Raw genomic sequence first — 22,951 nt, forward strand, 5'->3', positions numbered from 1 at the left:
ACTTCAGTTAAATGCTTAATATTTAGGGAATATTCTAAACCGTTAATTCAAAGAAAGATCAGATGAAACACCTCAGATTGGCTTTGTTCGGATTGCTAATAAGGCCCCGGTGCATCAGGTTGTACACTGTTCGCCTCCTGGTCGCCATTACAAAAGGCGGTCCATAAAGCAGTAGTGTTCGTGTTGTTGGTTGTTTGCCTGTCCATTCAGCGTATTACGTCGCTTAAAGGTATAAAATATCAGGCAGGAAGCGTGCGGATAATGGTGGGTTTGCCGCAATGCCGGGGTAACAGATACTTACCGCGAGGGTGCCGGTTATAAAATAAGGTCTGCAAAAGGCAATAGGGTTAAGGGTGTAAAAACTTCAGCTTCACATCGTGCATATCCACCAGGGTATCTATCTTCAAAAAGAAGGTCGCCTGCCACGCCTGTGTGTTAACCGCCTGTTTATTCAACTCCACGTCCCATGGCGGGTATACCCTGATCCCCCGTTTCCCGTCTTTCCCATTATCTGTAAAAACTGCTCTAGCTGCTAATACTGATTTCGGGAAAATAAACTGTCCGAAGCGCGCCCCGTTTCTCGTCGTTATCACCAGGAAGTCGATATCGTCCGCAATATCAAAAGGAGCCGTGATACCCTGATCATTCCGTTTCCAGATCGTTACGAACAGTCCTGCTTTTGTAGGAGTAATCCTGGCTTCCCTATATTGGATTTGGTAATTGTTCAAAGTGAAATTACAGGCGCTGTATTCCTGGCTTTCCGTATGCAGCCGGAAATTGCTGAGCGGCCATCCGCATTTGTCATACACCAGTTCTTTCGCCAGCAATAAGTCTTGGGGCAGGGGAGATGTCATTACATGTTTTTATAGCGTACAAAGAAAAGGCATTTTTTAATGGGATAAAGTGGTATTTCCCAGCGCCGCATCAATATCCCGTTTTTGCCGCAAGTGATGCCGCATATGCATATCCGCGAACTGTAGCCATTCCTGCGCCGTAAAGTACCCCAGCCCGGGATGTTTTGTTTTGCCGGATGTACGGCCATCGAACTCCAGTTGCAGTACATCGTTTTTAATCGCGATCAGCGCTTTTGCCAGCTCCTCTTTGCTACCCGGTTGCGGCATGTTGATGTCGTTATAGGGGTTGGCCTGCGGTTCGTCCGGAAAGCTGTTGTTAGCAAAAATAGTAATAGCGTGGGGATGCATGTGTTCGTCTGCATTGCCCGCCGTAAGCGCCAACTGCATCTGCTCCGCGAAAAATCCCGTATCAATCACCAGGTGTTTGTATACCTGCCCCAGCGACCATGCGCCTGCGTGCGGGCGTTTACTGAGTTGTTCCATGCTGTAGTCAGGTAAAAAAGAGATCCAGAGATCAATGGTTTGGCAGAAACGGGAGAGTTGGGTGTTTTCCATAAATGAACTTTACATATGAAACACATTGAACTTATGGCCATCGGGGTCGGCAAATACAAAACCGTAATAGCCTTCTCCAAACACTTCTGGTTCGGAAACGATCGTGCCTCCGGCCTCCCGTATTTCTTTTTCCCAGCTATTCACCTCTTCTTTACTTTCTGCAGAAAGCGTGAAAATAATTTCATTCCCGGATATTGCATCAGCAATCGGACCCTTCATAGCTGGTTCCAATATATCCTTCAAAAAGAAATGAATGATAAAGTTATTGTCACCGAAGAAGAAGCTGGTCAACTGCTCCGATGCACCATTGTGTTTGAACCCAAGTTGCGTGTAGAAATTTGTTGTTCTGTCCAGGTCGCTGACACTGAAGTTAGCCCATATTCTTTTTGAGTGCATAACTAAGGATTTGATTGTAGTTCAAAGGTAGTTCATACATCCTGGTGCAGGGAGGCTTATTGCGAACTTTTCGGGGTTGTTTCCGTCAATCTGGTGGGGTTAGCTGCCACATATTGGCTTGCGTTGACGGGAATCGTTTATCAGCTCGTTGGCGAGATAATCGCTGTAGTAGCGGACCACACCGCCGTCATTGAAGCAACCGTCGTGCGCGGTCTTCACACCAGTAAGCCTTGTGTGCTGATGTGTGTGATTGGTGGCGACGTAGTCAAGGTCCCTGCGTGCAGAGCAACCTCAATTAAACGCCCCCCTAAACTCCCCTGGCGATACGTTCGCCTTTGTCTTAAAGAAACGGCTAAACGATTGCGAATGTTCAAAGCCTAATTGAAACGCCACTTCCGATATCGATAACGATGTGGTAGACAAAAGCTCTTTCGCCTTCTCCACAAGCTTTTCATGTATGTATTGCTGGGCATTTTGTCCGATCAGGGAACGGAGCATATCGCTCAGGTAACTGGGCGAGAGGTTAAGTTGCTGTGCCAGGTAGTGAACGGTGGGCAGGCCTTCTCTCAGGGAGTTGTCGTTAAAGTAGTTAACCAGCAGATCATCGAGCTTTTGCAATACATCGTTGTTAACGACTTTACGGGTGATAAACTGGCGTTTGTAGAAGCGGTTGGCGTAGTTGAGCAGGAGTTCGATGTGGGAGATCATCACGTCCTGGCTGAAGTCGTCAATGCGGCTGTTGAGTTCTGTTTCTATCATTTTGAAGATAGAAAAGATCGTGTTTTTTTCTTCTTCAGATACATACAGTGCTTCGTCGGCGGTGTAGGAGAAAAAGCCGTATTGTTTGATCTTTTTGGCGATAGGGTAATTCAGCAGGAAATCGGGATGTATCAGTAATATGTATTCAGAACAGGTGCCGGACTCCATATCGTTGGCATGGCCAATCACCTGGCCGGGTGCGGCGAACAGAAGTCCGCCTTCGTCGAAGTCGTAATAACCCTGCCCGTACTTTAATTTACCGCTGAACTTGGGTTTGTATGATATTTTGTAGTAGTTCAGCACATGTGTGCCGGATGGTGGCGTAACGGGCGTATGGGTAACGTTCAGCAGGCTTATCAGCGGGTGTTTCGGCTGAGGTAAACCCATGGTGCGGTGCACTTCTGTTAAAGAGCCGAGTCTATGCGGAACGTTTTCTTCTTTCTTCATATACATCACTTTAAAAAGCATGATAACCGACACAAAGATCGGTTATCATGCTGCAATTATCAATTTCCTTGTGCGGCGGCGGATATGTCGTTCCATGCCTCCCAGATGGAGAGGCGTTCGGCATACGCAGCCTTTACGTCCGGTAAGTTATGGCTGCCAAGGAAGAACCTTAATGGTGGCTCCTCCGCATCTACCACCTTAAAGAGAGCCTCAGGGGTCGCGGCCGGGTTGCCTCTTTCGAAGTGGCGTAAACTATCCATGAACTGCGCTTTAAAGTCGGTGTATACATCCATGCCTGTCGCGAACTTTAACGATTCCTGGCTGCCGAATTCGGTGGCATAGGCGCCGGGCTCGATGATCGTTACTTTGATACCAAAGGCTTTTACTTCTGCGGCGAGGCTTTCGTGAATGGCCTCGAAGGCCCACTTGGACGAAGCGTAATAACCGATTACCGGGAATGTTATATGGCCCAGGTTGCTGGAGGTGCCCATGATGTGGCCGCCGCCCTGCTGACGCAGTAAGGGCAGTGCGGCCTGTATAACAGCGAGCGGCCCGAAAATATTGGTGTCATACATCGCTTTTACTTCTTCGGCGCTGGCTTCTTCAATAGTCCCAACCAATGAATAACCAGCGTTGTTGAGTACGATGTCCAGTCGCCCGAAATGCGCGTGTGCCTGCGCTACCACTGCTTTCACCTGTGCGGTATCGGTTACGTCCAGCGCAAGTGTGAGTACATTGTCGCCGTACTTCTCTTTAAAATCGGCAATGCTGGCTATGTTACGTGCAGTGGCTGCTACCTTGTCGCCACGTTTGAGTGCGGCTTCTGCCCATATTCTTCCAAATCCTCTTGAGGTTCCTGTAATGAACCAGATTTTATTTTCCATGATTGTTGTGTTTTACATTTGAACACAACAAAGGTCGGTGGATGGAGCGGGTTGCCTGTAACTGTATTGAGGTGTTTTGTAGCTGAAATGAGGTATTTGTATGTAAAGAACCGGGCTGTAGTTCAGGGCGGGTATCAAAGCAGATCGAACTAAAAGGATAACAGGGAACTTTACCGCCCCTGTTATCACAGTTACTTACAACTCATCCGGATACGGAATGGCTTTGGCAGTAGCTTTTACGGCAGGCATTTGTGCCTGGTAACCGCGTAGTGCCCGGGCGAGTGCTTTCGACATCTCGTTGGTAACCCTTGGATGATCGGCCGAAACATCCTTTGTTTCTCCGATATCATTAGCCAGGTCATACAATTCTTTCTTCCCGGTTTTCTGATCATACACCAGCTTCCAGTTGCCTTTGCGCGCAGCGCTGCGGAAATTAATGCCCTGATCATCGCTGCCTATCCATTTGTTCGGGAAGTGCCATACCAGTAGACGGGTAGTGTCGGCAACAGCGTTGCCCTTCAGCAGGGAGGTAAAGTCTCTGCCGTCTACTTTTTGCACCGTGTTTAACCGTTTTTTGCCCGCCATATGCAAAATGGTGGGAAAGAAGTCTTCTATGATCACGTATTGAGAGGTAACAGTTGCAGGTTGTACTACGCCGGGCCATTTAACGATCATCGGTTCGCGGATGCCGCCTTCATATACCGACCCTTTGCCGGCGCGCAGCGGACTGTTTTGGGTAAAGGCTTGGCCGGCACGCGGACTGCCGCAGTAGCCGCCATTATCGCTCATAAAAAGTATGACGGTATTGTTCACCAGGTTTTTTTGTTCAAGGTAGTCCATCAAATCGCCCAGGCTTTTATCCATGCCTTCGACCATGGCGGCGTATTGGGCTTCCGGTTCTGGTAAGCCCATTTTGCGGTAACGTTCAATAAAACGTTCGTCTGCTGCGAACGGTACATGTACCGCGTAATGTGCCATGTAAAGGAAGAATGGTTGATTCGAGGCGATGGGCTTTTCCAATGCTGAAAGTGCTTCTTGGGTCAATGCTTCTGTCAGGAAAACCGGTTTGCCATGATAAGGCTGCAGGCCTGGTACGCCCCATGGGGGTGTTGGCCCATCGCCATTATTTCCGTAGTTTTTCTCACCAAGGTAACTGCCCGGCCCTCCTGCTGCATGGCCGGCAATATTGATCATAAAGCCTGTTTTTAAAGGATCTTCCGCCGGTGTTTCCATGGCACCGAAATGCGCTTTGCCACAATGGATCGTATAATATCCGGCGGTTTTCAACAACTGTGGTAAAGGGGTGGCATAAACAGATTTTTCAATTCCTTTTACAGGTGATAAGCCGTTCACATTCCAGTCGGGTGGTACCAGCAGGGAATCGTTCGCATCAACCGTCGCATTCTTACGCAGCGTCCAGTTGGTAACCCGGTGCCGCGCGGCGTTCATGCCGGTCATCAGGCTAACCCGGCTGGGCGAGCAAACAGGTGTGGCGTAGGCATTGGTGAACTTCATGCCCTCACGCGCCAGGCGCTCCATATTGGGTGTGCGGTAACGGCGGTTAAAAGCCGTGGTGTCTTTCCAGAAAGGCACGGAACAATCCTGCCAGCCCATATCATCTACCATAAATAAGATGATATTTGGCTGCTTTTGTGCAACAGCGTTGTTGGCCCAAAACAAAAGCAATAACGGTAGGAGGCGTAATGTTTTCATTTAATTAATTTGAACAGATCACAATAAGCTTATGCCGGCCTGGTTATTTACGTTGCCTCTTCATCCGCTGCTGAACCGATAATTTGTAAGGACGGATGAACGGTACAATTTCTTCTCCGGTCCGTAAGGGCTGTTTATCAGTAAAGCCTAATGCAGCAGGCGATTTACCCACCCATTCGCTTTTACGTGATTCCAGACGGATGGTAAAGTTGTCCGGATCGATCGTGAGTACAGTGAACAATGGATCTTTATACGGGCATGTGCTGGATATCCAGGGGTGAGCAGCATGAATTTCCGGGGTATAGCTGTTGTGTTTAAACTGCTCACCTACCCAAAAGTAAGAAGCCGAATTAATGGTAAGATAGGGGATATCATCTACATACTGAAGACTGTCTACATGCGTATGACCATTGATCGCCATGATCACACGATGGCGTGCAGCAGTAATCTGTTGCTGGATGTCTGTAGCATTGTCTACTGCATAAAAACCGGTTAACGGCTGGTGCGATATAATAATAACAGGCAGCGTGCCGTCATTCAGTTCTTTCGCCAGCCAGGCTGCCTGCTCCTTGCCTATATAAGCAGGGTAACCACCTTTATGCGTGGGCGAACCGTGTTCATTGCCATTGAGTACGATCATCCTGATACCGTTCACCGTTTGCGCATAATAAGGCGCCGGCATTCCCCAGGTGGTTACGCATTGCGCATGTGTGTGCCGCAGATCGGTATCGTGGTTGCCTATTACGTGGAGACGTGTAGCGTGGCACGTATTAAACAGGCCGATCACATCCTTGTTCTTTTCATTTGGATAGGCGAAGTCGCCAAGCTGCATCACCGCATCTGGTTTACGGCGTTTTACAAAGTCCACAAATGCCTGCAGCCGCTCGCGGCCGTCGTGCATAATGTCGTGGTGCAGGTCGGTAATGAGCGCCATACTCACACGGTCGTGTCCTTTAAAGGCAGCCCGTGCGGCGGCAGGGATGGCGAGGGCCAGACAAGCGGCGGCGGATTGACTGATAAACGTTCGGCGATCCAGGCCGGGGGAGTCTTTTTCGTGCATATATGCTTCAGCTTTTTTTATTGATTTTTTTTCCTGACAGGAAATTATTGCTGTTCAGGCATCAAAGTTTCTGTATCTACCTCTTAATTGTATGATTCACAATATCTAATACGTAGAAAGTTACTTTATTCCAGGAATTTACCCCAAAAAATAGATGTTATGTTTCTGTTACGGAAATATTATTTCTTGATAATAAAGTTACCAAAGTTATAATTTCTTGAAAGGAAATAATAATTTCGTTTCAGGAAATATTTATCTACAACAATTCTTTTATTTTCCTAACCTAAAGCAAAACATCTATGAAGAAGAACAACATCAGCCGAATTAGCAGCGAGTACGCGCGCTGGCTACGGCTTTGCTGTACGCTGCTCCTCCTGATCGCCGGAAGCATGCATGTACATGCATTTCAAACAGTGAACATCCTGGTAAAAGGAAAAGTAACAGATGACCAAAATCAACCCTTATTAGGTGCCACCTTACGCGTAAAAGGTGGCACAACCGGCGGCAGCACGGATGCGTCTGGCCGTTTCTCCTTTAGTGTGCCGGAGAACAGCGTTATTGAAATTACCTTTATGGGTTACGACACCCGGCAGTTTATTGCCAAAAAAGATGTGGATGTAAACATCCGCATGGAACCCTCCGACCAAAGCCTGGAAGGGGTAGTAGTAGTGGGTTATGGTACCCAGAAAAAAGCGAGTTTAACCGGTGCGGTAGACCAGGTGTCTGCTAAAATGCTGGAAAACCGCCCGATTACGCGTTTGTCGCAGGGCCTGCAGGGTGTTGTGGCTGGTTTGAACATCACAACTAACACTGGCGGCGGTGCGCCGGCTGCTACGCAGGGAATCAACGTACGCGGCTTTACTGGCATGGGGTCTACCGGTTCTCCGCTGGTAGTAATTGATGGAGTGCAGGGTGGCGACATCAACTCTATTAATCCTGCAGACGTAGAAAGTATTTCCGTAATTAAAGATGCGGCATCGGCTGCTATTTACGGTTCCAGTGCCCCTTACGGTGTAATTCTCATTACAACGAAAAAGGGCAAAGCCGGCAGTGCGCCGGCAGTTACGTATAATAATGTGCTGTCGTGGGCGCAACCCATCAACCTGCCCAAAATGCTGAATTCAGTAGAGTTTGCGGAAATGTATAACCAGGCTTACGCTAATGCGGGCCGTGGGGCTGCATTTACGGACGAAACCATTCAGCGTATGAAAGATTACCAGTCTGGTAAAATTAATACGGAAACGGTTACAGCGGCAAACGGCTCAGATACCTGGGGTAGCTGGTTTGAGGGTAATGCTAACCACGACTGGTTTAAAGTGTACTTCAAAGACTTTTCGCCCAGCCAGCAACACAACCTCGGCATTTCGGGCGGTGGTAACAAATCGAACTATTACGTGGGTATGGGTTATAACGACCGCCAGGGGATGTACAATTTTGGCGACGACTCGTACAAACGTTATAACATTCGCGCAAACGTAGATGCTGCGGTTACAAACTGGATGTCGGTGGGCTTCCGTACCAGCCTGGCCAGGGCATTGGGCAACACGCCTAATACCTATTCGGGTAAAACGGGTGGTAACTATATGCACCAGATCGCGCGTAAGTTCCCGAACGTAGCATTGTTCAATCCGGATGGTGGCTATTCTGATCCCAGCGATGTGTTATTACACCAGGGTGGCAGAAGCAAAAGCACACGTAACGATGCGGTGGTAACGGGCGAAATCTCTATTAAACCGCTGAAGGGCTGGAACATTACCGGTAACTTTACGTTCGATGGTATTTATTCTGACGCCTCCAACCACACTAAAATCCTGTATACGACGGCACCAAGTGGAGCATTACTTCCTGTGAGTGGTACTTCTCCAAACTCATTCAGCCGCAGCAGTACCAAAACAGAGCATACCATCCTCAATTTGTACTCTTCCTATGAAAAGGCGTTCGGCGCGCATAACTTCAAAATACTGGGTGGTTTAATGCGTGAGTTAACGGACTACACTACGTTTTCTGCCGGTAACAACAGCCTTTATTCTGACAACATTCCATCGCTGAATACAACGTTCGGTACTGCGCCGAGCATAGGCGATCAGATGCGCCAGTTAGCCATACAAGGTTACTTCGGCCGTTTCAACTATAATTATAAAGACAAGTATCTGCTGGAAGTAAGCGGTCGTTACGACGGTACTTCACGCTTCCTGTCCGACTACCGTATGAAGTTCTATCCCGGTGCATCTGCCGGCTGGAATTTAGATCGTGAGTCTTTCTGGGCGCCGCTGGCAAGCACGGTGAACAGGTTTAAGATCCGCGCTAACTATGGTAGCCTCGGCGATCAGGGCTTCCTGGGCGACCCGTCTGTAGGTACTTATTATCCTTTCTACCCAAGCCTTGGTACGGCAGCGCCTACCAGTAACTCGTGGTTGTTTGGCGGTACGCAACAGGCTTCTGTAAGTATGCCGGGCCTGGTTAACACCGCTCTTACATGGGTAACTACTACCTCTTATGGTGTAGGTGTAGACGCGGGTTTACTGAAAGACAAATTGTCGCTTAGCTTCGATTATTATGTACGTCGTGCCGACGACTTCTCTGGTCCGGCGATGGTACTGCCCGGCGTACTCGGTGCTGGTGTTCCTGCCGCCAACAATGCGGGCATGGAAACAAGAGGTTTCGAACTTACCGCTATGTGGCGCGACCAGATCGGTGATGTTAGCTACTCCGTTCGCGGCGTACTCTCTGACTACAAAGGAAAAGTAACGAAGTACAATAACGCCACACGTTCCCTCGATAACTGGTATGTAGGTGAGGTAATGGGCAACATCTGGGGATATTCTTCAGACGGTTTGCTGTCTGACGCCAATGCGAAAGACGCCATACCGGCTGTATTCTGGACAGGCAGATGGCAGGCAGGTGACGTGCGTTATGCCGACCTGGATAAAAGCGGCCGTATCGATTATGGTAAATGGACTGCCGACAGCTCTGGCGACTACCGCGTAATTGGTAACAGCACACCGCGTTATGCTTACAGCTTTACGTTCGATGTAGGCTGGAAAGGTTTTGACCTGTCGATGTTCATGCAGGGTATTGGTAAGCGCGATTATGGTTTCGGCAGCGGTTCTAACTACTTCTGGGGCATCATGAGCAGTGAGTGGCAGAGTTCTCCGTTTTCTGTACACAGAGATACCTGGTCGCCTGAAAAAACATCCGGTTATTTCCCGCGTATTTACATGAATTCGGAAGTGGATAAAAATCACCAGGTGCAAACAAGGTATTTGCAGAATGCATCTTACCTGCGCATCAAAAACCTGCAACTTGGCTATACACTGCCAGAAAGAATTGCAGGCAAAGCGTTCATGAAAAAACTTCGTGTATATGGCGCAGTAGAGAACCTGGCCACGTTTACGAAGCTGATTAAAACCATGGACCCGGAACTGTCGCTTGGCGATGCTAAAATTTACCCGCTGCAACGTACTTATACCTGCGGTGTAAATGTCACTTTCTAACCAGTTGTTAAAATGATTTTATGAGGAAACTTACGAATAAACTTTTCATGCTGGCTGCAGGCGCTATGTCGTTGCTCGCAGCCTGCAGCGAAGACTATCTGGACAGGGCGCCGCTATCTAATGTAAGCGACGGTGAATTCTGGAAGTCTACCAGCGATCTGCAACTCTATTGTAATAACTTTTATAATACATTTCCATCTTATACCGGTTTCGGTTCGCTCGGCATCTATAGTTTAGATGCAGACCAGGGCAGCGATAATGCGGTGATCGGCGATGGTTATAATACCGCTATGAATGGAGAAAGGGTAATACCTGCTTCCGGCGGCGGCTGGAGCTGGGGTACGCTCAAGAACGTGAACTATTTCATGACGCACTACCAAACGGTAAACGCTTCCTGGGATGTAGTGAAACCTTATGTGGGCGAAGCGCTTTTCTTCCGGGCACAGTTTTATTTCGGTATGATGAAAACCTTCGGCGATCTGCCATGGATCACAAAACCGATAGTGGACTTAAACGATCCTGCATTGTTTGATGCAAGGTTAAGCCGTAAAATGATCACCGATTCGATCATCAGGGACCTGGACAGCGCTATTGCCTATCTGCCCTCAAAATCGAAACAGGCTGCCTCGCGTGTACATAAAGAGCTGGCGATGTTATTGCAGTCGCGTATTGCTTTGTACGAAGGTACCTGGGAAAAATACCATGCGGGCACGCCGTTCGGTGTTACCGGTTCCGACGGATCGGCATTGTTGCAAAAGGCGGCTACCGCTGCTGAAGCAGTGATGACTTCCGGTGTATTCTCACTGGATAATACCGTGCCGTCTGAAACCAACTACTGGAGCCTGTTTAACCAAACAGATTACAGTGGCAGTAAGGAAATCATGTTATGGAGGCAGTATAAGATCGGTGTGATCGTGCACAACTGGCACCGCTATTCGATAGGCGGTTCAGCACGTGGTATTACTAAAGATCTTGTAGATTACTACCTTTGTAAAGATGGGCAGCCGATTGCAGTGAGCCCGTTATACCGCGGCGACGATTCTATCGTACGAGTAGTGGCCGACCGCGATCCCAGGCTGAACCAAACAGTGTACGTGGCCGATGGTAAACACATCACCACAAATAACAAACCTAATGGTGCGGCACCCACTATCTTTACAGTGCCACAACTTACGGGCGGTGGTACGGAAAGTAATCCAACAGGTTACCAGATTTACAAAGGCCATAACCCGGACTACAACCAGCAGTATGCTGCCGAAGTAGGTACCACTGCACTCATTTTGTTCCGTTATGCAGAAGCGCTGCTTAACTTTGCAGAAGCGAAGGCTGAATTGGGAACACTTACACAGGCCGATGTAGACCTCACCATCAACAAACTGCGCAGCCGCGTAGGTATGCCTAACCTGGTAATCGGTGCTATTGTTACGGACCCTAACTGGGAGTTCCCTACACTTACGCCAATTATTAACGAGGTGCGCAGGGAAAGAAGGGTGGAACTCGCCTGCGAAGGTTTCCGGAGAGATGATATTTACCGCTGGGCTGCTGCCGATGAATTACTCGTTGGCTGGAAACCACTGGGTGCGAAAAAGAATCAATTTACAACACTCGTAAATGCCACTGCGCTGGCTAAATACCAGGTAAATGCAGATGGTTACATCGAGCCATATAAAATCATCGCTAATTTGTCCACGGGCTTTAAATTCAATGTGAACAGGGATTACCTGTCGCCGATGCCGCAGGACCAGTTGCGCCTCAATACTAACCTAAAACCTAACCCAGGGTGGTAAAATAGAATGAAAGACAACAACGAAGCGTTACCGCAATTGAATGAATTGGAGATCTATGTTGAAGCATCCACGTCCCGCGAAGGTGAAATAGCCTTATTTAAGGGACCAGGGCAGGACTTTGAACTTAAAATGTTCAAGGTCCGCCCCCTGCGTCCTGGCGAAGTGCTGGTAAAGAATGTGTATACCACTATTTGCGGCAGCGACCTGCACACTTATTGCGGTTTGAGGAACGAGCCATGTCCGACCGTATTGGGGCACGAAATTGTAGGCGAGGTGCTGGAAATTGCACCCGGTCACCCTGGTATCGATTTACGCGGCCGGCAGTTGGAGGTGGGCGATCGTATTACCTGGACGGTTTTTTCCAGTGATCCGAACTCGGTAAACTCCCTGCGCGGTATGCCACAGAAAGGTGATAAGCTTTACAAGTACGGTCACGTTCAGGCTTCTGGCCATGAGGTGTTCCATGGCGGGCTGGCTACGTACTGCATACTTCAGCCGGATACGGGCATCATTAAACTGGCAGATACGATGCCTTTGCCCGTAGCAGCTACGCTTAACTGTTCGGTATCTACGGTGGCAGGTGCTTTGCGCATGGCGGGCAATATCAAAGGCAAAACGGTGCTGATCACCGGGATGGGCCACCTTGGTATTACCTGTGCCGCTATGTGCCGCGAAGCTGGTGCTACCTGGATTGGCGGGGCAGACGTGTCGGCAAAACGACTGAACGATGCGTTGAGTTTTGGAGCAGACGAGGTGTTTGATATGAACGCAGATACGGACGTGTTGTTACGTTCCATCATAGCCTCCACCGGTGGTAAGGGCGCTGACGTAGTATTTGATATGAGCGGTGCGCCGGATGCCATGGAATTCGGGATTGCCGGTCTTGGTATTGGCGGCTGCGCCATTTGGGTAGGAGCGGTGTTCAATACACGGCCGCTGCAAATCGACCCGGAGCGCATCATCCGTAGTCTCATTACCATCAGGGGCATTCATAACTACAACTACGAGGACTTCCAATACGCGTTCGATTTTATGGATCGTAACTGGCAAAAGTATCCTTTTATCGAAGTCGTGGAAAAAGAGTTTTCGCTGGACGAAGTGGAACATGCATTTGTATACGCGGTAGCGCATAAACCGTTGAGGGTAGGTATTAAATTCTAAAAATGAAAAGAAGGAACTTTCTGAGAAATATTCCCCTGGTAGCCGGCATAGCCGCTACCGGGGGAGTTTCGCAGGCGCTGGCAGCGCCTGTGGAAAAAGCAGGCAAAAAACCTGCATTAACTATCGGTCATATAACAGACGTTCATATACGCCCTGAGGAAAATGTGCCCGAACGGTACAAAAAATGCCTGGAGGAAGTAAAACGCCATAAGGTCGATTTTTTCCTGAATACCGGCGATTCTATTCATGCGGCCGATTACGGCCATATCACACGCGAGCGGGTGCTCGAACAGTGGGCGGCCTGGGACGATTGTATGAAAATGCTGCAATCGTACGATGTATACACCTGCATTGGTAACCACGATCCATGGTGGGCAGCGCCGTCTAAAGAAGATGAAATGTACGGTGTGGCTTATGCGGTAAAACGTGCCGGTATGCCCGCCAGGTATTACAGCTTCAGTAAAAAGAACTGGCATTTTTTCGTGCTTGATGGCAATAACCCTGGTGTGTCGCTGGACGCTCCGCAAATGGAGTGGCTCAAAGCCGGACTGGCAGCCGTTCCTGCCGGGCATCATGTTCTGCTGATGTCGCACTACCCGATACTTACTGTTACAGGAGCTTTGGTAGGCGGTCAGCACAAAGATCATAAGGAATTAAAGAACCTGTTCTATCAACATAAAGATAAAGTGAGGGTGTGCCTCAGCGGCCACCAGCATTTGCTGGATAACTGCGTGTACAATGGCGTGCATTATCTTTGCAACGGAGCCATGAGTGGTTTTTGGTGGGAGAAGGGCGATGAGAAGTCGGCAGGCCCCTGTTATGTACAGGAAACGCCGCCGGGTTACGCCATCCTGAAACTATATGACGACGGCACGATAGAAAATACGTATTACCCGCATCAACATTAAATTAGAAAGTATAATGATAAAAATGGTAGTGTTTGACATGGCTGGCACCACGGTAGACGAAGACAATGTGGTGTATAAAACCGTACGGCAGGCAATCAATGAGAAAGGATTTGATCTTACACTGGAGCAGGTGCTGGCAAACGGTGCCGGAAAGGAGAAGTTACAGGCCATAAAGAGTGTGATGGAAGTGCATTTGGGTAATACGGATGAAGAGCTGGCCAATGCCATTTTTGAACGTTTTAAAGTGATGCTGGAAAGTGCTTACAATGAACTGCAGGTGAAGGAACAGCCTGCCGCAAAAGAAACATTTTTCGCCCTGCGCAAGCGGGGTATTCATGTGGTGCTGAATACCGGCTACCAGGGTTCGGTCGCTGAAGGGCTTGTACGTAAATTGGGCTGGGTACCGGGGTCTGATTATGATGCGCTGATCACTGCCAGCGATGTAACGCGTAATCGCCCGCACCCCGATATGATACTGCTGGCCATGGAGCGCTTTGGTATCAGCGATCCGAAAACCGTGATAAAAGTAGGTGATTCAACGATTGATGTGGAGGAAGGGAAAAATGCCGGATGTGGCCTGTCTATTGGTATAACAACCGGTGCGCATACCCGCGGGCAATTAGAAACTGCTTCTCCCGATTTTATTATCAATAGCCTGGGTGAGTTGCTGCCGGTGCTTGGACTGTAAAGCGGCTGGAAAGTAAAGAGGCCGCGCAGCTTTATCTGCAGCGCGGCTTCTTTATTATCTTAGCAAAGTTATTTGCGCAGCTCGCCGAAGAAGTACATCACCAGCAGGCGAACGGTGGTGTTAAGGTGATTAATGGGTACGTGCCCGATGCTGCCATCGAAGAACAATGCATCGCCCTCCGAGAGATCGAACGTTTTGTCTTCTAACTGGTATTGGAGGTCGCCTGTTAACACGTAAATGAATTCGTAAGCTGCAGTAGTTACCTGCGACCGTTGTGAACCGGGACTCAGCGTTAGCAGTGATATTTGAAAAGCACCGCCGTCGAAACTCGATTCGAGTATGGATTCATACTGGAAACCGATAGCACCTTCTTCTTTCTCATAAGATGAATAGTTATTTTTTGGAAGGAAGAGGTACCCGGGAAAATCGTTTTCGGCGCTTAACTCGGCAAAAAACACTTCGGCACTAATACCCAGCTTTTGTATGATGGTAAACAGCGTGGGAATGGTCGGAAGCATACGGCCATTTTCAATTTTAGATAACAAGGCTGACTTAATGCCCGTAACCGCGGAAAGGTCCAGCAGCTTAAGGCCTTTGTCTTTGCGGTACTTGCGGATGAGTCCTCCTATTCTATGGTAGACAAGCTGTCCGCCGCCAACTGATTCCTGGTTCATGAACTTAACGATTATTTAAAAATACTAAGGCGAAGTTAATTATTAAGAAAGTTATTTTCGTTATTGGAAATAATTTCCTGCTTTTTGTTTTACTGATGAGGCGAAACTAGTAACTATTCTTCACCCGGCCTTGTAATGGAGGGGCTATTCAATTAACTACACCGAATGTTTACGGAAACTGCACAAAAGAGTGTGATGGCACAACGTTGGAAGATGTTACTGCTCACGATGTTCTGCTATTTGTTTTTCTACACCGGCCGTCATAATTTTGGCTGGGCGGCGCACCAGTTGGCCGATACGCTGAAAATATCATACGAACGAATTGGCTGGATCAGCTTTGCCATGCTGGTAGGCTATGCCCTGGGCCAGTTGATCAATGGCAACCTCGCTGATCGTTTAAGCCCGAAACATATGATCGCCGCAGGTGGGCTTTTGTCGGTAGCGGCCAACATTGCCATCAGTTTCTCCTCTTCCTTTACCATGATACTGGTCCTCTGGAGTTTGAACGGTTATTTCCAGTCGATGGCCTGGGCTTCGGGCAGCCGTATTATTGCTAACTGGTGGATGGCGAATGACCGGGGGCTTGCCTTCGGTTTATATACCATGGCTGCGGGTTTGTCGTCGGTGATTACCTATCTTTTTTCTATTATGCTGGTGAATGAAAGCTGGCGTAACCTTTTCAGGATACCCGTATTGTTCCTGGCCGTTGCAGTAGTCATTTTTTTCATCTTCGTGAAAAATGCACCGGAAGAAACAACTGCCGGACAAACCGGGGCCGCTGTTGAACCTGGCTGGAAGCAAGCTTACCGGGAGGTATTATCCAATCGTAAATTTCTCGTGGTGTGCCTCTCTCTTGGTTTTCAGAGCATGGCGCGATATGCGTTGATTTTCTGGTTGCCTGTCTATTTTTTAAGTTCAGAATTTAGTGATGCACCTTCCAAATTATGGATTACCCTTTTGCTGCCCATAGGTATGGCTGCCGGCGCTATCTCGTTCGGTTTTATCTCTGACTGGCTGTTCCGCTCAAACCGCATTATTTCTATTTGTATTGGCATGGCTGCCTGCAGTGTATTGTCGGCCGCTATCTATTACCTGCAAATAAAAACCGGCATAGCCATTTGTGTCCTGGTGTTCTTTTCCGGCTTCTTCGCCTACGGACCGCAGGCTAACTTCTGGCCGCTGGCGCCGGAACTATTGGGCCAGTCGTATGTGGGCACAGGTACAGGCATCATGAACATGGTAGCCTATGTATTTGCTGCTATTGGCGAACCGTTAATGGGCAAGATCATCGACGTTACGGGCAGTAAGGGCATAATCTTTCTGGTGGTGGCGCTTATATCGTTATTGAGCGCATTAACGATATTGCTCACAACTGTATTCAATCGCCGACAGCCGGAGCGCGCATTATATAGCACTGGCGTGCCGGTTATTTAATATCCACCACCACCTTTTTTTCCCTTCTAAATCAAGCTCCGCGATCCATATCTTAAACGGCGCTGCTGTAGGGTAAATCAGCAGTTTCATTAAAGGAAGCATGATCACACACATACCGGCGGCTGTGCCATCTGCCGTTTTCAACTGCTTCCGGAAGATCAGCGCCAGCACGATAGTGGCCATCAGGAACCGGTAGAACAGGAAGGTAGAGGAAGATGAATGTCCGATAGCCAGTTTGCTAATGGAATACGATACACCCCGGAAGGCGGTGCCGATGATCAGCAGGATCAGTAAAAGATGTTTTTCTCCATGAGGAATGAGGCCTGCCTGAAATTACCGGGTTAAAGCTTTTTTCATCAGGATGTCGGTTTGTACATCATTACCCAGCCGGAAGGTATGTTGGCTGAACTCCGAAAACCCGTTTTTGGCATAGAATTTTATCGCCCTGGCATTCTTTTCCCATACACCCAGCCAAATATATGGAGCGCCGGCTTCAACGGCTACCTGCACGGCATGTTCATAAAGTGCCTGCCCCACCTTTTGTCCATGATAGGCCTGCAGCACATAAATGCGTTCTATTTCGAGGGAATTGTCGCCCTGCGGTTCTGTTTGTGCCTGGCCAAAGTTCAGCTTGAGGTAACCGCTTACCTGGCCATCGGTTACTGCGAAGTAAAACTGAGATTGTTCGTTATTAAGCTCCCCGGACAGTTGCTCCGTCGTCAGGTTGTCTTCCAGGTACTTGTTCATGTTTTCCGGGGTATTCACGTCAGCAAACGTTTCTATGAACGTGCTGCGCGAAATGATTTGTAATTCAGCCACCTGACCGGGCAATACCCTGTTGATCCTTACTTCGTTCATACGGCAAATTTACTGCGTTTTTTTAATGCTGTAAAATGCTAAAAAAACTCATGAATAGCTGCTGGTTTATGCGTTTTGTTAGGCAAAGTTAACTTGTGTATACCCAGAGAATCACCTCATTATCATATATATATAGCTTAAAACATGATTTTTTACAAAGTTTACATTTCTATTTACAATCCAAATTCGTCGCACCGAAAAATATCAAAGTAGATTTGCTGAATCAAAATTTGATAGGAGTATGAAATGTAAACTTAAGAGATACGCACACATTTACACCTTGTTCCTAATGTTGTTTTTTTGCACTTCCGGTGAAGGACAAAACAAACCAGACCTCCCGAAACAAAATGTCAAGCCCGAAACTAAAGATTCAATCATTTCCCAGGTGCCTAATAGTATGGTCCGAAATATAAAGCAAGCCAGGAACGGAGACATTTTGATTGCTTCTTTCCTGGGCGTGTTCCGGTACGATGGAAAATCGTTTACCAATTTAACAGGTAAAATAAATACCCCCAGCTTCTTCGATGTTCTGGAAGATCGAAAAGGAAATCTTTGGTTCGCTTCCCGAGATTCAGGGGTCTATTGTTTCAATGGTAAATCCGTTCAACATTTTACAACAAAGGACGGGCTTGCCAGTAATATGGCGCTTCATCTTTATGAAGATAGAGCCGGTAACATTTGGTTCGGAACAACCCGTTACGATGGGGAATCTTTTCGAAATTTTACTACAAAAGATGGATTTCCCAGCAACAATGTTCGTTTACTTCTTGAAGACAAAACCGGCAAGCTTTGGTTTGGTGGACATGGAGAAAATATGTTCGTTTATGATGCCCGCCTGAATGGCGAAGTTGGGCAGGGAAAAACATTTACCGTTTTAAAAAACAAAGATGGCAAAGCATTTAACAGTGTTTGGTCAATAATCGAAGATAAAAAAGGAAACATTTGGTTCGCTGAAGATGGTCTTTTTCGCTATGATGGCAAAACCTTTACGAAGGTGTCGCAGACGGGGGCTTATTCCATAATCGAAGATAAAAAAGGCAATATCTGGACTAGTTCAGGGAGTAGCATTTTTTGTTATGATGAACAGTCCTTGTTCAATATAACCCCAACTGTAAAAGAGATTAAAGTGTCAGGAGAAAACAGTTTTTTGTTTGGGATATTAGAGGCTAACGATGGAAGTATTTGGGTTGGAGCGAGGGGGCCTGCGAGTAAAGTGTATCGTTATAATGGAAAGACCATCACGGACTTTAAAGAAAAAGACGGTCAGAAATAATGTGCCTTGCTGAACTTGAAATCAATTGTCATTATCATTACTCAATACAACCCTTTTATTATGAACTACAAGTTATCATTCACTTACCTATATTTAATTATCAGTCTTTTTGTTTTCGGATGTGGTGGACCTGCAAAAGAGGAAAAAAAGAAGGACGGACCGGCAAGTTCCATATCCCTACATGTTGGGGATGAAAAACATTTTACAATAGATACAAAGGAAAGTGTGATAAGTTGGATGGGTTCCAGTCTTGAGGGAAAGCATGATGGCTACTCGTATATTTCAAAAGGAGAATTGCTGGTTGAAAACGATCAACTTGCTGGTGGAACAGTTGAAATAGACATGAACAAGAGTGAGGGTCCTGGTCACGATAAGGATAATAACCTTATTAATCACTTAAAAAGTCCTGATTTTTTTGATGTTGAAAAATTTCCCTTTTCTACAATCGTAATTACCAGGGTTGCAACTATAAACGGGGAGCATAAGACAGTGACAGGAAACCTTACTATTAAGGGTATCAAACGCCCGGTCATCTTTCCGGCCAGGATACAGGTTGAGGGTGGAACCATCAAAGCGGAAGCGAACCTGACTATCGATCGAACAGATTGGGGCATCCGTTACAAGTCGGGAAAGTTTTATGACAATTTAGCTGATAAAGCGATTTCGGATTCCATTGAATTCAATATAAAGATCCTGGCAAAGAAATAAACCTGGTCATCACTACTTTGGGTATTTCAGGGGAAGAACCAGTTACGGCGAAATCATCCGGCAAATGTTCGATTCCTTTGGCGTAACGCCTGATGTAAACGTCCATTCCGAATTCGGCTCCACCATTATTGCACTGGTCAGAAAAAGGCGGGGCATTGCCATCCTCCCTGATTCCTATATGTACCATGAAAGTCCCGGTATCCGGTTCATCAGGCTGCCGTTTAAAACGGAGCTGTATATCAACTGGCGGGCCGACGACCATAACCCGGTGCTGTCGAATATATTGAAGCTGACACTCCATCAAAAAAACATACCCCATTCTATATCGATCCTTTATCGATCCTATATCCGTTTCCGCTGAAACCCGCGCCCCTGTACACGGCTATTAAAGGATCGATATAGGATCGATATACCTTCGCCGGAAGAAAGTAATTGCAGCGCGGTTTTTAGCGGTTGCTGCTGTATTGTAACTCTTCAATGATCTGAAATTGAATTAATTGAATATCTGCAAGATGTTTATATGAGTTGTATTCCTTACTGGTGAAGAGTTTCAGGGGGTTAAGAGGGCTTTCGTTCCCTCGTCTTGCACCCTTCATTCCCCCGTCTTGCATACTTCATTCCTTTTTACAACATACCGGCATCTCACCGTTGTACCTTTGCTTTATCGACCGTGATCCGCACCTTTTTACCGTCGGAAGATGCTTTGAAGGTGACCACGTGGAAAGGGAGGAAAGCTTCCCATTCATTTGAGAGTTCTTTGACATATTGGTTTAAAAAAAGGGGGGTAGCCGGGGCAAACATAATAGGGCCGGTGCGGGTGTGTACAGCCTGCCCGGTACTTATTAATTGCTATGATATATGAATACATCACCTGCATATATCCATTGCCTCCGCATCTGTTTTACTGCACATTTGCAGCATAACATTTACTGTATGGACAACAACAAACTAACCACCCGCACCGGGTCGCCCGTTGTAGATAATCAGCATATTATGACAGCAGGTAAGCGTGGCCCTGTTTTGTTACAGGATGTATGGTTCCTGGAAAAGATGGCGCATTTCGACCGGGAACTGATACCTGAGCGACGCATGCACGCCAAGGGGTCGGGCGCTTATGGTACGTTTACAGTTACGCATGATATTACCCGGTTTACAAAGGCGAAATTGTTCTCGGCTATCGGTAAACAGACACCTTTGTTCTTAAGATTCTCTACCGTGGCCGGTGAAAAGGGAGCAGCAGACGCAGAGCGGGATATTCGTGGTTTTGCGCTGAAGTTCTATACGGAAGAAGGCATCTGGGATTTGGTAGGAAACAATACGCCGGTGTTCTTCATGCGCGATCCGCTGAAGTTTCCGGACCTGAACCATGTGGTGAAAAGGGATCCGCGTACGAATATGCACAACGCCGACAGCAACTGGGATTTCTGGACGCTGCTGCCGGAAGCCTTACACCAGGTAACGATTGTAATGAGCGACCGCGGTATCCCTAAATCGTACCGCCATATGAACGGTTTCGGCAGTCATACTTTCAGTTTCATTAATGCCGATCAGCAACGTTACTGGGTAAAGTTTCATTTCAAAACACAGCAGGGCATACAGAACCTGACCAACGAAGAAGCGGCTGCCATCATCGGCGGCGACCGTGAAAGTCACCAACGCGATCTTTACAACAATATAGAAGCGGGCAACTACCCCAAATGGACGATGTACGTGCAGGTGATGGAGGAGGAGGATGCAAACACCTACCACATCAATCCCTTTGATCTTACCAAAGTATGGCCTCATGGCGATTATCCGCTGATACCGGTAGGGGAGTTCGAGCTTAATCATAACCCTGCCAACTACTTTGCAGAAGTGGAGCAATCGGCCTTTAACCCTGCACAGGTAGTACCCGGCATTAGTTTTTCACCCGATAAAATGTTGCAGGGGCGGTTGTTTTCGTATGGCGATGCACAACGTTACCGCCTTGGCGTAAACCATCACCAAATACCGGTAAACGCGCCCCAATGCCCCTACCACGCTTATCATCGCGATGGGGCTATGCGAACGGACGGTAACTACGGAGGTTCAACGCCCTATGAACCTAACAGTTTCGGGCAATGGAAGGAACAGCCGGAACATAAAGAGCCACCGTTGAAGATTACAGGAGATGCAGCACATTGGGACCATCGCGAGGATGAGGATTATTTCAGTCAGCCTGGTAATTTGTTCAGGCTGATGTCTGATGCACAAAGGGCGTTGTTGTTCAGTAATACCGCTGCCGCCGTAGGAGGGGCACAATTATTTATCCAGGTAAGGCATATTCGTAATTGTTACCAGGCCGATCCGGCTTATGGCAAAGGCGTGGCGGCTGCGCTTGGGTTATCGATGGAGGTGGTGCGTGATTTTGAAGGATATGAGATGAAGCGGCTGGAATCGCTGTAAAAGATAAGGAAGCCCGGTGTTCATATGCGCCGGGCTTCCTTATAAATTAAGCATGCATAGCCAGCGTAAGCAGAAAGAAACTGTCAGTTTGTGCCTGCACTTTATGTAATATGTTTTCCTGCAATGATATCATCTGTCCTTTTTCTATCACAGCGTTTTGTTCTGCGGTGATGAAATTGATTTTACCCTCCAATACCTGTACACTGATTACCCCGCCCGCTTTATGCTCCTTCATTTCTGAATTTGCACGAAGTCCCAGCAATACAATGCGCATATTGGCAGATTTAAGAATGGTGATGGAATTATGACCGTTTTTATTCCAGTTGCTTTCGATTTTCATCTTTTCGATCAGCTTGTTCAGGTCCATTTCTAACAGCGGCGCATCAATTAACCGGTCGCCATCGGTGCGTTGCGGCGTAGCTTCTATGCGCTTTACGATAATGAACGGTGCGTGTGTTTGTAACTTTTCGATCAGTTTCGAAGCCGTTTCGTCAGCGAATATTCCATATCCGTTTACCAGCACCCCTTTAGCTTTAAATTTAGGAGAAGAGATGGCAAAAACGATCGACTGATCATCGGGATCGGTTTCGCCCTCGAAACGATATACTTTGTCGATATGGAATTCATCGGGCGATAACATAATGTCGTTTTGAGGACATACCAGGCACTCTTCCCGTACATTGAAGTCAATAGTGTAGCCTTGCAGTTTTAATCCATCCAGTGTTTGCGATAAAGTGCCGAAATTTTCACTTAAGGTCATGTCTTTACGTTTAATAGTTAATAAACAATTTTTCCTGCGATACATCGGGCAGGGCGCCCAATGCGGTACCGTCAGTAACATGTGACCAGTCGAAGTAGCATGAAGTTAGCGAAT

20 protein-coding genes and 1 pseudogene are annotated in these 22,951 nt (G+C 47.5%); 10 read left to right on the forward strand and 11 right to left on the reverse strand.

The annotated features are described in order from the left end of the window. Nucleotides 1–347: 347 nt before the first annotated feature. From QZT80_RS07835 to QZT80_RS07865, 7 genes are all read right to left on the reverse strand, one after another. Nucleotides 348–854, reverse strand: a complete 507-nt coding sequence (locus QZT80_RS07835; protein ID WP_295120149.1) for a MepB family protein — start codon at nt 852–854, stop codon at nt 348–350. A 36-nt stretch (nt 855–890) separates the two neighbouring features. Further along, the gene (locus tag QZT80_RS07840; protein WP_295120153.1) at nt 891–1,409 is read right to left on the reverse strand and encodes a DinB family protein; all 519 of its coding nucleotides are present in this window, start codon (nt 1,407–1,409) and stop codon (nt 891–893) included. Nucleotides 1,410–1,418: 9 nt separating this feature from the next. Next, nucleotides 1,419–1,805: a VOC family protein gene (locus tag QZT80_RS07845; protein ID WP_295120155.1), complete on the reverse strand. Its 387-nt coding sequence runs from the start codon at nt 1,803–1,805 to the stop codon at nt 1,419–1,421. Nucleotides 1,806–2,096: 291 nt separating this feature from the next. After that, entirely contained in the window at nt 2,097–3,011 is a 915-nt protein-coding gene (locus tag QZT80_RS07850; protein ID WP_295120158.1) for a helix-turn-helix transcriptional regulator, read from the reverse strand. 59 nt (nt 3,012–3,070) lie between these two features. After that, entirely contained in the window at nt 3,071–3,895 is an 825-nt protein-coding gene (locus QZT80_RS07855) for an SDR family NAD(P)-dependent oxidoreductase (RefSeq protein ID WP_295120161.1), read from the reverse strand. Nucleotides 3,896–4,090: 195 nt separating this feature from the next. Next, entirely contained in the window at nt 4,091–5,608 is a 1,518-nt protein-coding gene (locus QZT80_RS07860; RefSeq protein WP_295120164.1) for a sulfatase, read from the reverse strand. 43 nt (nt 5,609–5,651) lie between these two features. Beyond that, nucleotides 5,652–6,668, reverse strand: coding sequence for a metallophosphoesterase (locus tag QZT80_RS07865; protein WP_295120167.1), 1,017 nt, complete (start codon nt 6,666–6,668; stop codon nt 5,652–5,654). Between the two features lie 299 nt (nt 6,669–6,967). On the opposite strand from QZT80_RS07865, the gene QZT80_RS07870 reads away from it, so the two are divergent. From QZT80_RS07870 to QZT80_RS07890, 5 genes are read left to right on the forward strand one after another with little or no spacing between them, the layout of a single operon-like run. Beyond that, nucleotides 6,968–10,162 (forward strand): TonB-dependent receptor, encoded by a 3,195-nt coding sequence (locus QZT80_RS07870; protein WP_295120170.1) that lies wholly within the window; start codon nt 6,968–6,970, stop codon nt 10,160–10,162. Nucleotides 10,163–10,182: 20 nt separating this feature from the next. Further along, nucleotides 10,183–11,949, forward strand: a complete 1,767-nt coding sequence (locus QZT80_RS07875) for a RagB/SusD family nutrient uptake outer membrane protein (RefSeq protein WP_295120173.1) — start codon at nt 10,183–10,185, stop codon at nt 11,947–11,949. Between the two features lie 6 nt (nt 11,950–11,955). Then, complete coding sequence (locus QZT80_RS07880; protein WP_295120176.1) at nt 11,956–13,110, forward strand: zinc-binding dehydrogenase; 1,155 nt, start codon at nt 11,956–11,958, stop codon at nt 13,108–13,110. Between the two features lie 2 nt (nt 13,111–13,112). After that, nucleotides 13,113–14,018, forward strand: a complete 906-nt coding sequence (locus QZT80_RS07885) for a metallophosphoesterase (RefSeq protein ID WP_295120179.1) — start codon at nt 13,113–13,115, stop codon at nt 14,016–14,018. 13 nt (nt 14,019–14,031) lie between these two features. After that, nucleotides 14,032–14,706 carry a phosphonatase-like hydrolase gene (locus tag QZT80_RS07890; protein ID WP_295120182.1) on the forward strand — a complete coding sequence of 225 codons (675 nt, stop codon included), beginning with the start codon at nt 14,032–14,034 and terminating at the stop codon, nt 14,704–14,706. 68 nt (nt 14,707–14,774) lie between these two features. Here the strand turns inward: QZT80_RS07890 and QZT80_RS07895 are convergent, their stop codons facing one another. Continuing rightward, nucleotides 14,775–15,380, reverse strand: a complete 606-nt coding sequence (locus QZT80_RS07895; protein WP_295120185.1) for an XRE family transcriptional regulator — start codon at nt 15,378–15,380, stop codon at nt 14,775–14,777. Nucleotides 15,381–15,545: 165 nt separating this feature from the next. Here QZT80_RS07895 and QZT80_RS07900 point away from each other — a divergent pair, with 165 nt between their 5' ends. Beyond that, complete coding sequence (locus QZT80_RS07900; protein ID WP_295120188.1) at nt 15,546–16,814, forward strand: MFS transporter; 1,269 nt, start codon at nt 15,546–15,548, stop codon at nt 16,812–16,814. On the opposite strand, the gene QZT80_RS07905 is transcribed toward QZT80_RS07900, so the two are convergent. Both QZT80_RS07905 and QZT80_RS07910 read right to left on the reverse strand, forming a co-directional pair. Further along, the gene (locus tag QZT80_RS07905; RefSeq protein ID WP_295120191.1) at nt 16,785–16,997 is read right to left on the reverse strand and encodes a hypothetical protein; all 213 of its coding nucleotides are present in this window, start codon (nt 16,995–16,997) and stop codon (nt 16,785–16,787) included. The genes QZT80_RS07900 and QZT80_RS07905 overlap by 30 nt on opposite strands. Nucleotides 16,998–17,147: 150 nt before the next feature. Continuing rightward, the gene (locus QZT80_RS07910; protein ID WP_295120194.1) at nt 17,148–17,672 is read right to left on the reverse strand and encodes an N-acetyltransferase; all 525 of its coding nucleotides are present in this window, start codon (nt 17,670–17,672) and stop codon (nt 17,148–17,150) included. A 241-nt stretch (nt 17,673–17,913) separates the two neighbouring features. Here QZT80_RS07910 and QZT80_RS07915 point away from each other — a divergent pair, with 241 nt between their 5' ends. The 4 genes and pseudogenes from QZT80_RS07915 (at nt 17,914) to QZT80_RS07930 (ending at nt 22,077) form a co-directional block, all read left to right on the forward strand. Continuing rightward, the gene (locus tag QZT80_RS07915; protein WP_295120197.1) at nt 17,914–18,945 is read left to right on the forward strand and encodes a two-component regulator propeller domain-containing protein; all 1,032 of its coding nucleotides are present in this window, start codon (nt 17,914–17,916) and stop codon (nt 18,943–18,945) included. Nucleotides 18,946–19,005: 60 nt separating this feature from the next. Further along, the gene (locus QZT80_RS07920) at nt 19,006–19,653 is read left to right on the forward strand and encodes a YceI family protein (RefSeq protein ID WP_295120200.1); all 648 of its coding nucleotides are present in this window, start codon (nt 19,006–19,008) and stop codon (nt 19,651–19,653) included. Nucleotides 19,654–19,696: 43 nt separating this feature from the next. Then, nucleotides 19,697–20,014 (forward strand): annotated as a pseudogene (locus QZT80_RS07925) (LysR substrate-binding domain-containing protein); the annotation flags it as partial. 572 nt (nt 20,015–20,586) lie between these two features. Next, nucleotides 20,587–22,077, forward strand: a complete 1,491-nt coding sequence (locus QZT80_RS07930) for a catalase (protein ID WP_367112857.1) — start codon at nt 20,587–20,589, stop codon at nt 22,075–22,077. A 46-nt stretch (nt 22,078–22,123) separates the two neighbouring features. Here the strand turns inward: QZT80_RS07930 and QZT80_RS07935 are convergent, their stop codons facing one another. After that, the gene (locus tag QZT80_RS07935) at nt 22,124–22,837 is read right to left on the reverse strand and encodes a cupin domain-containing protein (protein WP_295120205.1); all 714 of its coding nucleotides are present in this window, start codon (nt 22,835–22,837) and stop codon (nt 22,124–22,126) included. Nucleotides 22,838–22,951 lie beyond the last annotated feature (114 nt).

It is taken from the genome of uncultured Chitinophaga sp., from assembly GCF_902168175.1.
Lineage (GTDB): Bacteria > Bacteroidota > Bacteroidia > Chitinophagales > Chitinophagaceae > Chitinophaga.

Excerpts from the sequence above, each read along its gene's own strand:
- QZT80_RS07855 (WP_295120161.1), bottom strand. The coding sequence starts at position 3,895 with ATGGAAAATAAAATCTGGTTCATTACAGGAACCTCAAGAGGATTTGGA.
- QZT80_RS07900 (WP_295120188.1), top strand. The coding sequence starts at position 15,546 with ATGTTTACGGAAACTGCACAAAAGAGTGTGATGGCACAACGTTGGAAG.
- QZT80_RS07910 (WP_295120194.1), bottom strand. The coding sequence starts at position 17,672 with ATGAACGAAGTAAGGATCAACAGGGTATTGCCCGGTCAGGTGGCTGAA.
- QZT80_RS07920 (WP_295120200.1), top strand. The coding sequence starts at position 19,006 with ATGAACTACAAGTTATCATTCACTTACCTATATTTAATTATCAGTCTT.
- QZT80_RS07880 (WP_295120176.1), top strand. The coding sequence starts at position 11,956 with ATGAAAGACAACAACGAAGCGTTACCGCAATTGAATGAATTGGAGATC.
- QZT80_RS07890 (WP_295120182.1), top strand. The coding sequence starts at position 14,032 with ATGATAAAAATGGTAGTGTTTGACATGGCTGGCACCACGGTAGACGAA.
- QZT80_RS07905 (WP_295120191.1), bottom strand. The coding sequence starts at position 16,997 with ATGGCCACTATCGTGCTGGCGCTGATCTTCCGGAAGCAGTTGAAAACG.
- QZT80_RS07935 (WP_295120205.1), bottom strand. The coding sequence starts at position 22,837 with ATGACCTTAAGTGAAAATTTCGGCACTTTATCGCAAACACTGGATGGA.
- QZT80_RS07840 (WP_295120153.1), bottom strand. The coding sequence starts at position 1,409 with ATGGAAAACACCCAACTCTCCCGTTTCTGCCAAACCATTGATCTCTGG.
- QZT80_RS07895 (WP_295120185.1), bottom strand. The coding sequence starts at position 15,380 with ATGAACCAGGAATCAGTTGGCGGCGGACAGCTTGTCTACCATAGAATA.
- QZT80_RS07835 (WP_295120149.1), bottom strand. The coding sequence starts at position 854 with ATGACATCTCCCCTGCCCCAAGACTTATTGCTGGCGAAAGAACTGGTG.
- QZT80_RS07850 (WP_295120158.1), bottom strand. The coding sequence starts at position 3,011 with ATGAAGAAAGAAGAAAACGTTCCGCATAGACTCGGCTCTTTAACAGAA.
- QZT80_RS07870 (WP_295120170.1), top strand. The coding sequence starts at position 6,968 with ATGAAGAAGAACAACATCAGCCGAATTAGCAGCGAGTACGCGCGCTGG.
- QZT80_RS07930 (WP_367112857.1), top strand. The coding sequence starts at position 20,587 with ATGGACAACAACAAACTAACCACCCGCACCGGGTCGCCCGTTGTAGAT.
- QZT80_RS07865 (WP_295120167.1), bottom strand. The coding sequence starts at position 6,668 with ATGCACGAAAAAGACTCCCCCGGCCTGGATCGCCGAACGTTTATCAGT.
- QZT80_RS07885 (WP_295120179.1), top strand. The coding sequence starts at position 13,113 with ATGAAAAGAAGGAACTTTCTGAGAAATATTCCCCTGGTAGCCGGCATA.
- QZT80_RS07860 (WP_295120164.1), bottom strand. The coding sequence starts at position 5,608 with ATGAAAACATTACGCCTCCTACCGTTATTGCTTTTGTTTTGGGCCAAC.
- QZT80_RS07915 (WP_295120197.1), top strand. The coding sequence starts at position 17,914 with ATGAAATGTAAACTTAAGAGATACGCACACATTTACACCTTGTTCCTA.
- QZT80_RS07845 (WP_295120155.1), bottom strand. The coding sequence starts at position 1,805 with ATGCACTCAAAAAGAATATGGGCTAACTTCAGTGTCAGCGACCTGGAC.
- QZT80_RS07875 (WP_295120173.1), top strand. The coding sequence starts at position 10,183 with ATGAGGAAACTTACGAATAAACTTTTCATGCTGGCTGCAGGCGCTATG.